Source organism: Pseudomonas paeninsulae (assembly GCF_035621475.1).
GTDB classification, from domain to species: domain Bacteria; phylum Pseudomonadota; class Gammaproteobacteria; order Pseudomonadales; family Pseudomonadaceae; genus Aquipseudomonas; species Aquipseudomonas paeninsulae.
On the sequence record NZ_CP141799.1, the window covers coordinates 3546353 to 3560206 of the forward strand.

Consider the following 13854-nt stretch of genomic DNA (forward strand, 5'->3'; position numbering starts at 1 on the left):
CCCACTCGCCAATCGCGCACCACACTCACACGCTGAAACGCCCCAGCAAATGATCCTGCTGGGCCACCTGCTCGACCATCACGTTGCATTGCCCAACTTGCTGCTGGGCGCCGGCCGCCACCAGATGGCTGATGTCGCGGATGTTAGTGGTATTGCGGTTGATTTCCTCAGCAGTAGCGCTCTGCTGCTCGGCAGCAGTGGCAATCTGCAAGTTCATGTCGTTGATGCGGCCGATCGCCTCGCGGATACGCTCTAGCATGTGGTTGGCGGCGCCAGCATCGTCGGCGGTCTGGCTAGCGCTGTCGCGGCTTTGCTGCATGCGCGACTCGACCTGTTTCACCCCGTTCTGCAACTGGTCGATCATCTGGCGGATTTCCTGGGTGGATTGCTGGGTACGCGAAGCCAACGAACGCACCTCATCGGCCACCACGGCAAAACCCCGTCCCGACTCACCGGCCCGCGCCGCCTCAATGGCAGCATTGAGGGCAAGCAGGTTGGTCTGCTCGGCGATGCTGGTGATCACCGCGAGAATCGACTCGATACTGTCACTGAGCCTGGCCAGTTCGTTGATCGCCTGACTGGTGTCATCCATGTCAGCGGCCAGGCGCATGATCGCCGCACTGGACTGCGAGACCAGGCTGACGCCACTCTCGGTCGCCTCACTGGCGGCGCTGGCCGCCTGAGCTGCGGCCTGTGCATTACAGGCAACGTCCTCCGCGGTGCTGGCCATCTCCTGCATGGCCGTCGCCAGCTGATCCAGTTCCAGCAATTGCTGCTGCAGGCGGCTGGCGGCCTGACTGGCTTCGCTGGAGGTCTCACTACTGCTGGCGCGAACCTGCTGGGAACTGCTCATCACGTCGCCAATCAGCCCCTGCAGGCTGTGTAGAAAGCGGTTGAACTCCTCGCCGACCTGGGCGATTTCATCGTTGCCATGGATCGGCAGGCGTTGGGTCAGATCACCCTGACCGCCGTTGACCTCGCGCAACGAAGCCCGCAGCTGCAACAGCGGCCGCAACAGACGGCGCATCAGCACACCGAGCACCAGCAGGGTCAAGACCACACCGATCAGGGTACCGACCGCTGCACGCCAGCTGAGGGCATTGGCTTCGGCCATGACCTTGGTTTCATCGAGCACCACGCCGATATACCAGTTCATCCCGCCGAGATTGCTCAGCGGCACAAAGGACACCAGCAGGTCTTGGCCATCGGCCTGAATCTCGCTGAGCGCAGGCAGCAGAGACGGGCTCTGACCGCCGAACAGGTCACCCAAGGCTTTACCGTTCAACTCGCCATTGGGGTGGGAAATGATCTGCCCGCTGCCCGCGAGCAAAAACGCATAGCCGGCACCATTGAAGTTAAAGGTATTGATCGAGTCGGCGATGCTCTTGAGACTGATATCGCCGCCAAAGGCCCCCTTGAACTGGCCACGATCGCTGAACTTGGCCACCGCCGAGATCAAGATGTCACCGCTGCTGGCCACCGCGTAGGGCTCGGTCAGCACGGCCTTGGACGCGTCCTTGGCCTGGTCGTACCAGGGCCGTTGGCGGGCATCCCAGTCTGCCGCGGGGTGCCAGTTGGGGTCGTTGGTGATGGCTCGACCGCCCGTAGCCTCCAGGCCACCGAACATCGACAGAAACTGCGTGCCCAGCACAGGGTCGGCAAACAGCTGCTCGATTTGTGTGTCGTCGAAGTTGCGATCTAGCTGCTGCGCGGCCAAGTCGATCAACTGCAATTTGCCGTTCAACCAGTTTTCGATCTGCCGAGCCAACGCCTGGCTCGACTCGGCGATACTCGCCTGCGCTTGATCGCGCAATGTCTCGCGAACCTGGCCGATTTGCAGCAGCGACATCAGCCCGCTGCTGATGACTAAAACCAGAGCCGCAGCCAAACCCACTTTATTACTTATTTTCATCGCGTTTGAACTCCCTATGCCGCAAAAAACCGTTTTCGCTCGGCGTGACGCCGGGCGGCCACCCACACAGCAAAGAGCCACGGACTCTCTCGAGTCCGTGGCTCTGCGTTACCCGCTAAGACTTACTGCCCGCGGTGCACCACTGGCACTCGAGCGCGAGTCAGCACAGACACCGTCACGTAGCAGAAGGACGAGGCCAGACAGCCGATCAGCGGCCCCTCGACCCAGCCGATATCGGTGGTCAACAGCAGCCCGCCGCTGGTGAAGAAGCCGACCAGCATGGCGGTCAGCGCCCCAGCCACATTGCCCTGCCAGAAGGTGGAAATGAACACCGGGCCGATCATCGCCGCCAGCAGGGTGCCGGAGCCGAGAATGCCCAGCCAGGACAGCATGAACGGCGGCGCGTACATCATCATCAACAGCCCCAACAGGCCCAACGCCACCACAGCGACACGGTTGATGGTCAGCGCATGCGCCGAGTCCACTTTGGCGTGCTTGTTCAATGCCAGGCGCAGGTCATGCGAAGTCGCCGAAGCCACAGTGTGCAGCATCGAGTTGGCGGTGGACTTCATGGCGAAGATGATGAACAGGGTGATGATCCCCTGCAGCGCCGGATGCATGAAGGTCTGCAGGTACATCGGCATGGTATTATCCGGGTCGCTCAGTTCCGGGCCGAAGGCGCGCATGTACAGGCCGACCAGCGGAATCAGACTGAGCAACATGCCGAGAATGGCAACATAGATACCGACCTTGTGCATCTTCACCTTTGGCTTAAAGGCCAGGAAGCGAATCGCCATGTACGGCAGCACCGCAGCGAACAGGAAGGCATAAGGCAGCACCAGGAATACCGAGCCTTTGCTTGTGCCATAAGGCGCCGCCGTGGTCGGATTGAGCAGGTTCGGATCGATGGCATTGAGGTTGCTCTGCCACAGGCCCAGATCGACGCTGGTGAACATCTGCACCATGATCACGATCGCCGCCAGTGCCATACCACAGACCATCACGGTATCGGTCCAGGCCACTGCCGCCAGGCCGCCGAGCATGGTGTAGAGGATGATCACCGAGATCATCAGCCAGGCACTGGTGGTCATCTCGATATTCAGCCAGGAGGCGCCGAGGATGCCGACCGCCTTGATCTGGCTGACCAGGAACACCATCAGCAAGATGATGGTCATCACCGCCGACACGCCCTGCAACAGACGCCCGCCGTTACCACTGCCGTGGATCTGGCCAATGTACTCGGGGATGGTGTTGCTGCCCATGGTCAGCGCGCGCTTCTGCATGTGATTGGCGAAGAACAGCACCGCAATCATCATCGCCGGAGCGAAGAAGAAGTTACCCAGCAACTCGATGGCACCAAACTTGTACGTCACCGAGGGGGAACCCATGAAGCCCCAGCCGCTGAAGCCGGTGGCGACAATGGTACTGGCCCCGACAAAGGCACCGAGGCTTCTACCCGCAAGGAGGAAACCACCTTCGTCGCTGTCTTTGACTTTGCGTGAGGAGAGAAAGCCGATGCCGATCATGACCCCGAAGGTAACGATCAGCAGGCACCAATTTAAGATTTCATAAAAGTCCATGCGCTTACCCCTCCTGTCCGGCTTTTTCTTTGGCGGAACGGCACAGATAAGTTCCGGCCGCGATCAGGAGCATCAGTATGTTTAGCGCGATGAAGGTCGTGAGTACCCAGGAGTTCATAATCAATACCTCTTTTTGTAATTGTAGTTTTAATGACCACCAGCGTTAGAGCGAGACGACGTGAGGCGACATCCCTGAGAAGCCATCAGCTACCCTGCCAACTCCGCCGCCGGCTAACTGTGCGGCTGAATCGGTTCAGGGCATTGCGTCGTGATGACCCTCCACTTGTCCGGGTGTAACTGCGTATCGCCTGGGCGGAAATCCAGGCACAAACTGAGCGGCGACGCCGCTCGGCACAGGTAAATCACCCCTGAACCGACCACCCGCGAGCCGAGCAGCATGGCCAGTTGCGAGTGACACAGAAGAGAACGGCGCCGCGCCATATAGCCGGCTGGGAATGTTTGTCGAGCGGCGGGGAGTCATATCCGACCCGTTAAGGCACAGCGCCCCGACTCGCGGGGAGGCTATCCATTGGGAAAGCCGGTTGAACGTTTTCACCTGACTGCCTCCTGGCCAAGCGGCCTGAAGTGAGCAACGGTGGAATGCCGCGCCCCGCGTGGAGGGCACGGCAGTGGCTGGTATTACTTGCGGATGATGTTGTGCTCTGGGCCGTACGGGAACTTGGTGATGTTCTCCGCACCCTGCTCATTGACGATCAGGATGTCGTGCTCGCGGTAACCGCCAGCGCCCGGCATACCTTCAGGCAGCATGATCATCGGCTCGATGGAAACCACCATGCCTGGCTCGAGAACTGTGTCGATGTCTTCACGCAGTTCCAGACCGGCTTCGCGACCGTAGTAGTGGCTCAGGGTACCGAACGAGTGGCCGTAGCCGAAGGTGCGGTACTGCAGCAGGTCGTGCTTGAGGAAGATCTCGTTCAGTTCGAGAGCGATATCGCTGCAGCGCATGCCCGGTTTGATCAGCTTGAGACCAGCTTCGTGAACTTCGACGTTGACTTCCCACAGACGCAGGTGGTCGTCGGAGCAATGGTCGAGGAACAGGGTGCGTTCCAGCGCGGTGTAGTAGCCGGCGATCATCGGGAAGCAGTTCAGGCTGAGGATGTCGCCCTTGTTCACCTTGCGGCTGGTCACCGGGTTGTGCGCGCCGTCGGTGTTGATGCCGGACTGGAACCAGGTCCAGGTGTCCATCAGCTCGCCTTCGGGGAAGGTGCGCGCAATTTCACGAACCATCGCCTGAGTGGCGTGCAAGGCGACTTCGTATTCCGGCACCTGGTCACGCAGTGCTTCAATCACTGCGGCACCACCGATGTCGGCAATACGTGCGCCGTGACGAATGATCGTGTGCTCTTCGGCGGACTTGACCAGGCGCATCTTCATGCAAGGAGCGGCGACGTCGACCAGTTGGGCGGACGGATAGCGCGCAGCCAGCTTGTCGCGGTTTTGCAGGTTCAGGTGGTCGAATTCGATACCGATACGCCCGGCTTTAGGCGCAGCCTGCTGGATGGCGACGAAGAAGTTATCGCGCTGCCAGTCGGAGTAAACGATGTTGTCGGTGCCGACGGTACGGCGCCACGGCTGACCACCGTCGATGTTGGCAGTGATGGTCACGACCGCGTCGTGGGTCACCACCACGGCATAGGGACGACCGAACGAGCAATACACGAAGTCGGTGTAATAGTTGACGTTGTGGTACGAGGTGAAGATCGCCGCGTCGATGTTTTCTGCAGCCATGTGGGCGCGCAGCTTGGCCTGGCGAGTGGCGTATTCCTGTGCCGAGAAAGTCGACTTAACTTTCTGACCGTTTTGAATTCGGAGCGTTTGGGGCATTTGCATGGCGAGAACCCTTGTTGTTTTCCAGTGACTCGGCCCACCTGCTTGGTTAGCCGTTGGAATGCATTGCAACAGATGCACTCACCCAGTTTTTGTACGTTTCCGACCCGAAGTTGGCCATATCCGCTCCCCCTGGGCGATCCTACATGCGGCCAGTCACCACGCCACGCGCCACATCACAGCAGCCGAAGGGGCGTCGCTTAACGCCCGATTGCGCGCCCCAGAAGATAGGTCCAACCCTTATACGTCAGGCCGTAGAAGCATCTATCTCATATGCCCGACTGCCAGAAACACAAAAAAAGTCCGCACATGCAGCTGGCATGTGCGGACCTAAACAATGTTGCAGAGAGGGATGCAGGATCAGTGCATGGCCAGACGACAGCGCGGGGACTTGCTCCGGCGCTCGTGGCTCGGCGCAACGCCGAAGTGCTCGTGGTAGCACTTGGAAAAGTGCGACGCGGTAACAAAACCACAGCCCAAGGCGACATCGACTATCGGCAAAGCCGTCTGCTTGAGCATCTGCCGAGCCAGAATTAGGCGCAGCTTCAAGTAGTAGCGCGACGGCGAGCAGCGCATGTACTGGCAAAACAGCCGTTCAAGCTGTCGTCTCGACAACTCAATAAAACCAGCCAGCTGATCCAGCTCGATGGGCTCCTGAAGATTAGCCTCCATCAGCGTTATCACTTCCTGCAACTTCGGCGGGGTACTTTCCAGCATGTGCAGGAATGATGCATGCCCTGGCGTCGGCTCACTACGAACTTGCTCAAGGACCAACGTCTCACTGATCGCACCAACCAAGGCCGGACCGTGGCTGCGGCCAATAAGTTGCAGCATCATCTCCAGCCCTGCTCCGCTACTCGCCGCGGTATAGCGGTCGCGATCGAGGGCAAACTGTTGCGAACTAAGCAATACCTTGGGAAAAGCCTCGCGCATGTCGACCTTTAGCTCCCAGCTCGTAGAGCACTCATAACCGTTCAGAAGTCCTGCATTAGCCAATACCCAACTGCCGGATCCCAATGCTCCCAGATGCACTCCGCGCGCAGCCTGATTCTGCAACAGGCGAATTTGTTCTGGACTACAAGCGCACGGGCCTACATCACCGCCACAAATAATCAAGGCATCCAACTCCAACTCAGCATTGGCGACGCCATCCGGGGATACCAGCATACCGTTACTCGCACGCACTGGACGGCCGTCCGCAGTCAGGGTTTGCCAGCGATAGAGGCTCCGCCCAGAAAACTGATTGGCACGCCGCAAAGGCTCCAACACAGTAGCCAGCGCAATAAAACTGAAATTGTCGGCCAGCAAGAAGCCAATCGCTTCCAAAGTAACCTCTGCGGGCTGTTTCAACACTTCGAAACTGGACATGCTCACCTCTACTAGCCGGCAATGATCCGGCAGCGGGATATCAATTGATACGATCTGGACTGGACTAGATGGCTCGACTCAACACTCGATGGCGCTGACCGCCAGGCCACCGCGCGAGGTTTCCTTGTACTTGTCGTGCATATCGGCGCCAGTGTCGCGCATGGTGCGGATCACCCGGTCGAGCGAGATAAAGTGCTGACCGTCGCCGCGCAAGGCCAACTGCGCTGCGTTGATCGCCTTCACCGCGGCGATCGCATTACGCTCGATGCACGGCACCTGAACCAGCCCGCCAACCGGGTCGCAGGTCAGTCCGAGGTTGTGCTCCAGGCCGATCTCGGCGGCGTTTTCCAGCTGCTCCGGGGTGGCACCGAGGATCTCCGCCAAGCCGGCCGCCGCCATCGCGCAGGCCGAACCAACTTCGCCCTGGCAACCGACTTCGGCGCCGGAGATCGAGGCGTTCTTCTTGCACAGGATGCCAACAGCCGCCGCGGCCAACAGGTAATCGACCACATCGGCTTCGCTTACCGCCGGGCTGAAGCGCACGTAATAATGCAGCACCGCCGGAATGATGCCGGCCGCGCCGTTAGTTGGCGCGGTGACCATGCGCCCACCAGCGGCGTTCTCCTCGTTGACCGCCAAGGCAAACAGGTTGACCCACTCCATGCCGCTGAGGGTCGAGCCGATCACGTTGGGCTTGCTCATTTCCTGCAGGCTGCGGTGCAGCTTGGCGGCGCGGCGCTTGACGTTGAGCCCGCCGGGCAGAATGCCCTCGTGCTTGAGACCCTGCTCGACACAGTCGCGCATGGCTTGCCACAGGCGCATCAGGCCGCTGCGGATCTCCGCCTCACTGCGCCAGGCCTTCTCGTTGGCCATCATCAATTCGGACACACGCAGGCCATGCTCTTTGCACAGGCGCAGCAATTCGTCGCCACTGGAGAAGTCGTATGGCAACAGGGTGTGATCCTGGTCCAGCTGACCGGTGGCCGCCTGCTCGGCATCGACCACGAAACCGCCACCGACCGAGTAATAGGTGCCGCTGCTCAGCTCGCTGCCGTCGGCCGCGAAGGCCGTCAGGGTCATGGCATTCGGGTGGTAGGGTAGGTTTTCTTCGAGCAGCAACATGTCGCGCTGCCAGTCGAAGGCAATCGGCAAACGGCCATCCAGCTGCAAGGTGCCACTGCTGCGCAGTGCTTCAATCCGTGGCGCAATGTCCGCCGGGTCGATCTGATCCGGCCAGTCGCCCATCAGCCCCATGATCACCGCGGTGTCACTGCCGTGACCGATGCCGGTAGCCGACAACGAGCCATACAGGCGCACTTCCACGCGCTGCACCCGCTCAAGCAGGTGACGCTCACGCAGCGCGCCAGTGAACAGCGCAGCAGCGCGCATGGGGCCGACGGTATGCGAGCTGGAAGGCCCGATACCGATTTTGAACAAGTCGAACACACTGATAGCCACTACGGCCTCCTCATCTGACTAAGCGCAGGAGTTGGGCGCTTGCTGAAGAGAATTGTCTGCCGACGACACCGGCTAAAATTGTCTAACTTCGACCCGAAAGTGCTCAAAGTCACTGTTCATTAAAAACAGCGACTGTAGTGGTCGACTGTAACCACTCCATAAACCCCGGCTTTTTATGATGAGGTTTGGCCACTGTTTACCCCGGAAATCTGGAAAAATTTGCACGCGGATTAACATGGGTGCGATCCAGCGCCTGGACTTGGGTTTTCTCGTCAACTGACAGCACCCGTGCATTGTCAGGTGGGTTCAGGTACCGCCCAACCACATCGACTACTTTGCCGGCAAAGCGTGGGTCGTTGCTTATCGTGAAGGTTTTCAGTCAGTGGGGCTTGAGATCGCCGGCGGCCCATACCTGGGCGACTTGCCCGGCGCTAACGCCCACGTATTTGCCCATCAACCGCAAGCTCCTGCGGGTCGCCTCACGCGGCACACGCGGGGTCGTCAGGGCCAGCATTTCCTTAATCTTCGCCTCGTCGAGCTTGCGTGGATGTCTGCTGCGAGGCAGACAGTCCATCGAGGCCAGTCGCCTGATAGCGCTTGCGCCATTTGAATACAACTGGCGCCGAAATCTCCAGCCTGTGCGTTTTCACACAACCGGGATCTTGATCCGACATTGATAGGGCGAGTTCATACAATTTCAGGTCGATTTCAGGCAAACGTCGGTATTCCCCAATAGTTTATGTTTGCAAGTCCTCCCGGGCGACACCAATAATAAAACAGAGGCTTGTATGACTATTCGCTTCAAACTGATAGCCGCCTTTATTGTCGTGACCTTGATTCCCGTGCTGATTATTACGCTGTTTGTCACCAGACAGGCCATGGATCGGGAGCGCACGCTGTTCAATCAGAGCAGCGTTAAGCAGATTCAAGAAGTGGATAATGCATTTTCTTTTTTCCTTGAAAGCGCCGCAGAAAACGTCACGCTATTGACCCAGACTCGGCTGTTGAAGTCCTCCGACAGCAGCCTTCCCAGCTATATGGAAGCATCGCAGGCAACGAAAATGTCCCCCCCTACCAGTGGGGCTGGCGTTGCGATCTATGAGTTGTTCGAGCAGTTTGGCAAATCGCACCCCAGTTACGCCTATGTGTATGCGTCTACAAGCCAGGGGCATTATCTGCAATGGCCCGTGTCTGAAATTCGCGCCAACTACGATCCACGCGAACGCCCTTGGTTCAAAGCCGCGCTTACTGGCAACGGCAAGCCTGTTCGTACTCAGGCTTACGAGTTCAAAGAGGATAACGCCGTCATCATTTCCACCACGCAGACCTTTATCGATGCCGATGGCGGAACAGGTGTTATCTCTCTGGACGTCTCGCTGAACAAGTTGACAGAAGTGGCTAAGAATATCCGCTTTGGCAATAATGGTTATCTGTTATTGGTGGAAAGTGACGGCACAGTATTGGCCGACCCTATGCACCCCACATACAACTTTAAAGCATTGGCAAGCCTGGGTGATGGGTACAAGTTTCTCGCCAGCCAGCCGGCAGGTTTTTATAGCGTGCAGTTGGATGGCAAAGACTACAACGCCAGTGTGTATAAATCGCAAGCCCTGGGCTGGACCTATATCGGCCTGATCGAAAGCAGCGAAATCAGTGCCGGTGCCTGGCATCTGGTGTGGGTAATCACCCTTCTCGGCGGTGTTCTGGTGGTGACTTTCGGGTTGTGCGGCGTAGCACTGTCCAAAGTGCTGATTGCGCCTATCAACAATACCTCGGCGGGCTTGCGCGATATAGCCAGCGGCGACGCCGACCTGACGCGACGCTTGGAGATCAAGGGCAATGATGAAACGGCGCAAATGGCCAAGGGTTTCAATAGCTTTGTCGCCAGTATCCAGAACCTGATCAAGGAGATTCGCGCTGCCAGCCTGCAAGTCGAGCGGGAGGCTATGGATATAGGTACACAGGCCGACCAGCTCGACTCTACAGCGCAACGCCAGTCGATGGCCGTGGACATGGTGTCTACTGCGTTCCATGAGATGGTCGCCACGGCCAATGAAGTGGCCATCAACTGTAATCGCGCCGCTGAAGCGGCTCAGCATGGACAGGATCAGGCGCATAAAGGGCAGCAAGTCATCGGTCTCATGGTCAGCCAGGTCAGCAGCCTGGGTGAGCGTATTCGTCAGGCCGCTGAGTCGATCAGCCAACTGGAGCAGAATACCCAAGACATCACCGCCATTCTCGACACCATTCGCGCTATTGCCGACCAGACCAACCTGTTGGCGCTCAATGCCGCCATCGAGGCCGCGCGTGCAGGTGATCAAGGACGTGGTTTTGCCGTGGTTGCCGATGAAGTTCGCGCTTTGGCCAAGCGGACCTCCGATTCGACCGAACAGATCAACGGTTTGCTCAACAAACTGGTCACCAGCAGCCAGAGCGTGGCCCTGGAGATGCAGCACAGCCTAGTGCAATCAAACGAGTCGGTGGCTTTTACCGCCCAGGTGGAAGAGGCATTTGCTGGCGTGCACGAGGCGGTCACGACGATCAAGGACATGAACACCCAGATTGCCACCGCGGCCGAGGAACAACATGCGGTGGCCGAAGACATCAACCGCCATATCACTGATATTCACAGCGATGCCGGTCGTATTAGCGAAGTGTCCAGCGTGTCCAAAACCACCACACGCTCGCTGACGCAAATATCCAGCGAGTTGAACACGTTGGTGGGGTGTTTCCGTACGGACTGAGTGCTGCGCGGTCGTTGGCAGGCTTGTAGGTGTCTACGAAACTAGGGGCGATTCAGAGTTCTCTCATTGGGAAATTTTCTGAGCCCGGCGGATCGCAGCCTTATGCGTCAGGCGCTGTCAGATGCCTTTGTCGACAATGACATCGACTACGCCGATATCGCCAAGCGGGTGAGCGGCTTTGAATCTGAAGTACTTGAGCAAATCTTCTTCTCCGAAGTAGCCCCTGTCTGCCACTCAAATCTCGAAACCCCAGTACCTTCGGTCTGGACTGCATTTGATGGTCAGTGGCTCGATATGAAAATCGACAAGATGCTCAAGGGGCGCGAACAGAGCTATGTCCTGCGCCAGAAGGATCGACTGCTTGTGACCTACCTGAAGTGGCGATATAGCGACCTTTGGCAGTCGATAAAACGAGGCGGGTAACGTGGGGATTTAAACTCTGTATTTTTCCTGTCGAGTCGTCGCAAACCTCTGCGATACAGGGCTGCCGCCCTCCCCGCCGTGTCGATTAGGCACAGTGATTTCGACACTTTATCGACCCGGTCATTAGCGGTAGGATGTAGCTTATTTGCCAAATTTTGCCATAAAGGCGGATTCCGTCATGAGCACCATGAACATATCACTACCCGAAGCCTTGAAAAGCTTTGTCGATGAGCAGGTTAGCCAACGTGGCTACAGCACCAGTAGCGAGTACGTTCGCGAGCTGATTCGCAAGGATCATGATCGGCAACATCTGCGGGGCCTGCTTCTGGCTGGAGCGCAATCCGACCCCACTGCGCCTGCCGATGGCGACTACTTCGAAGCGCTACGCGCCAAGGTGCGGAACCCTCGGGGATGAAGGCAAAACCAGTTATCCCGAGAGCACTGGCAAGCCAGGATGTTGATGACGCAATCAGCTACTACCTGAGCGAAGACGCCGAACAGGCCGCGCTTGGCTTCATTGATGCACTGGAAAAGGCCTACCTCCACATTGGCCGTCATCCAGCCGCAGGCTCAACCCGCTACGCCCATGAACTCGACCTGCCGGGGCTGCACTGCTGGCCGCTGAAGCGCTATCCGCACCTGGTGTTCTATGTAGAGCGCGACGATCACATTGACGTGTGGCGCGTACTCCACGGGATGAGGGATATTCCTGTTTGGCTGAGCGAAACACCAACAAACTGAGGCATCACCAGGCTCAGCGTGAATATCCGTGCATCCTCAACACAAATCACCACGGTCAGATTCACTGCTGATGAAGACGGCAACTGTTCCCTGATAAGGGCAGATGGCAGCCCCTTGTCAGACGCTGAAGTTAAAGTTGTAAGGAAGCAGCATGCCGACACCATGCGGGGGGCGCTGGAAGAGCTGTGCATCAGCCGCAATGAACTGCTGGCCGGATTGGCCACACTTCACTTGAGCACGCCTGAGCCGACAACAGCTCCGCAGTACGAGAAGCAGCCTTTTCCTTTGACACAACCACACTTGACCGCCGTCCAAAAACTATCCTGATTACGTACCAAGCTCAGTTGCTTCATTGGAATCCGCTGCTACGGTTAACTGTATGAATAACCAGCAGCAGGTGTCCCATGGCCCGCAATCAGGTTCAATTCCAGCCCGGTCTTTCGCTCACTAACTTCCTTAAGCACTACGCAACCGAGGAGCAGTGTCGCGAAGCGCTCTTCAAGCTACGTTGGCCAGCCGGCTTCATCTGCCCCGAGTGTGGCCATCAGGGCGCCTGCTGCCAATTGGCACGGCGGCTGTATCAGTGCAACCGCTGCCATCATCAGGCCTCGCTGACCGCACGGACGATTTTTGACAGTACCAAGCTCCCTCTGACCACCTGGTTCCTGGCGATCTACCTGCTGACTCAACGCAAGAACAGCTTGTCGGCCTTGCAGCTCTCGCGTGAACTGGGCGTGAGCTACAACACGGCCTGGCAGCTCAAGCACAAGATCATGCAGGTGATGTTCGAGCGCGAACGGAACACGGTGCTCAGTGGTCGCATTGAAGTCGATGATGCCTATCTGGGTGGTGAGCGGCCGGGAAAGCGCGGTCGCGGCTCGGAGAACAAGGCTCCCTTCATCGCGGCGGTGCAGACCAGCGCAGAAGGTCACCCTCAGTATTTGCAGCTACGCCGTGTACGGGCCTTCACGCTCAAGGCGATCGGCAGTTACGCGCAACAGTCGGTGGCGCCTGGAAGTACCGTATTCAGCGACGGTCTTGCGTGTTTCCGGGCTTTCGATGCGCGGGAGTGCCAGCATTTTTCCATCGTGACAGGGAGTGGTCGGGCCAGTGCCCAGCATCCGACCTTCAAGTGGGTTAACACCCTGCTGGGCAACGTCAAAAACGCCCTGACCGGGACTTTCCATGCGTTCGATCTCAAGCATGCTCCGCGCTATCTGGCCGAGTTCGAGTACCGCTTCAACCGGCGCTTCGACCTTGGTGCCATGATAGAGCGGTTCAGCTATGCCGCATTGAGGACACCGCCTATGCCTTACCGGCTCCTCAAGCTGGCTGAGGTTTATGCGTAATCAGGAAAACTATTGACCTTGATCTGGCCGCCTTTCAACCGTCGTCAAGAGCAGCTTCATCAGCAGTGGAAGCACGACAGACAAGCCTGGGAAGCTGCAGAGCAGCACAGGCACGAAACTGAAACCAGGCTGGTGTTTACTTCCACAACCGCTATCAAGGAAACCCTGTCGCGCTACCTGCCCAAGATTGACTGGCCCAAGCCGCCGGATGTCAGCTTCGACCTCGGTACTAACATCAGCACTATCGCTCTCGATCTTCAACTCCCCAGTGAAGAAGAGATGCCGGACAAGGAGTGGTCTCTGCCTACGCGCCAATCCAAGTAGTACAAATGAGTAGTACAACCGGAAAAGAAAAAGCCCCGTAACTCATTGAATTACAGGGCTTTTCTATATATGGCGGGAAGATAGGGATTTGAACGCTAAGAGCACAC

Annotated in this window: 11 protein-coding genes and 4 pseudogenes; 8 read left to right on the forward strand and 7 right to left on the reverse strand. The window is 58.1% G+C overall.

Annotated features, from left to right (window positions below):
* Positions 1–25 precede the first annotated feature (25 nt).
* From VCJ09_RS24855 to VCJ09_RS16335, 7 genes and pseudogenes are all read right to left on the reverse strand, one after another.
* Positions 26–556: pseudogene (locus VCJ09_RS24855) on the reverse strand (methyl-accepting chemotaxis protein); the annotation flags it as partial.
* Between the two features lie 327 nt (positions 557–883).
* Positions 884–1912 (reverse strand): annotated as a pseudogene (locus tag VCJ09_RS24860) (HAMP domain-containing protein); the annotation flags it as partial.
* A gap of 122 nt (positions 1913–2034) precedes the next feature.
* Positions 2035–3492 carry a sodium:solute symporter family protein gene (locus tag VCJ09_RS16315; protein WP_324731180.1) on the reverse strand — a complete coding sequence of 486 codons (1458 nt, stop codon included), beginning with the start codon at positions 3490–3492 and terminating at the stop codon, positions 2035–2037.
* Positions 3493–4131: 639 nt separating this feature from the next.
* Entirely contained in the window at positions 4132–5343 is a 1212-nt protein-coding gene (locus tag VCJ09_RS16320) for a M24 family metallopeptidase (RefSeq protein ID WP_324731181.1), read from the reverse strand.
* 357 nt (positions 5344–5700) lie between these two features.
* Positions 5701–6708, reverse strand: coding sequence for a GlxA family transcriptional regulator (locus VCJ09_RS16325; protein ID WP_324731182.1), 1008 nt, complete (start codon positions 6706–6708; stop codon positions 5701–5703).
* A gap of 78 nt (positions 6709–6786) precedes the next feature.
* Complete coding sequence (locus VCJ09_RS16330) at positions 6787–8166, reverse strand: L-serine ammonia-lyase (RefSeq protein WP_324731183.1); 1380 nt, start codon at positions 8164–8166, stop codon at positions 6787–6789.
* A 238-nt stretch (positions 8167–8404) separates the two neighbouring features.
* A pseudogene (locus VCJ09_RS16335) lies at positions 8405–8804 on the reverse strand (helix-turn-helix domain-containing protein); the annotation flags it as partial.
* A gap of 240 nt (positions 8805–9044) precedes the next feature.
* Here VCJ09_RS16335 and VCJ09_RS24865 point away from each other — a divergent pair.
* From VCJ09_RS24865 to VCJ09_RS16370, 8 genes and pseudogenes are all read left to right on the forward strand, one after another.
* Positions 9045–10049, forward strand: a pseudogene (locus tag VCJ09_RS24865) (cache domain-containing sensor histidine kinase); the annotation flags it as partial.
* A gap of 129 nt (positions 10050–10178) precedes the next feature.
* Complete coding sequence (locus VCJ09_RS24870; protein ID WP_456107308.1) at positions 10179–10910, forward strand: methyl-accepting chemotaxis protein; 732 nt, start codon at positions 10179–10181, stop codon at positions 10908–10910.
* 102 nt (positions 10911–11012) lie between these two features.
* Positions 11013–11333 carry a DUF7079 family protein gene (locus VCJ09_RS16345; RefSeq protein WP_324731185.1) on the forward strand — a complete coding sequence of 107 codons (321 nt, stop codon included), beginning with the start codon at positions 11013–11015 and terminating at the stop codon, positions 11331–11333.
* A gap of 178 nt (positions 11334–11511) precedes the next feature.
* Positions 11512–11748: a type II toxin-antitoxin system ParD family antitoxin gene (locus tag VCJ09_RS16350; protein ID WP_324731186.1), complete on the forward strand. Its 237-nt coding sequence runs from the start codon at positions 11512–11514 to the stop codon at positions 11746–11748.
* Positions 11745–12074 (forward strand): type II toxin-antitoxin system RelE/ParE family toxin, encoded by a 330-nt coding sequence (locus tag VCJ09_RS16355; RefSeq protein WP_324731187.1) that lies wholly within the window; start codon positions 11745–11747, stop codon positions 12072–12074. The genes VCJ09_RS16350 and VCJ09_RS16355 overlap by 4 nt, the downstream gene beginning before the upstream one ends.
* A gap of 18 nt (positions 12075–12092) precedes the next feature.
* On the forward strand, positions 12093–12401 hold the full coding sequence (locus VCJ09_RS16360) for a hypothetical protein (protein WP_324731188.1): 309 nt from the start codon (positions 12093–12095) through the stop codon (positions 12399–12401).
* A gap of 77 nt (positions 12402–12478) precedes the next feature.
* Positions 12479–13423, forward strand: coding sequence for an IS1595 family transposase (locus VCJ09_RS16365; RefSeq protein WP_324730843.1), 945 nt, complete (start codon positions 12479–12481; stop codon positions 13421–13423).
* A 12-nt stretch (positions 13424–13435) separates the two neighbouring features.
* Positions 13436–13747: a hypothetical protein gene (locus VCJ09_RS16370; protein ID WP_324731189.1), complete on the forward strand. Its 312-nt coding sequence runs from the start codon at positions 13436–13438 to the stop codon at positions 13745–13747.
* Positions 13748–13854: the final 107 nt, after the last annotated feature.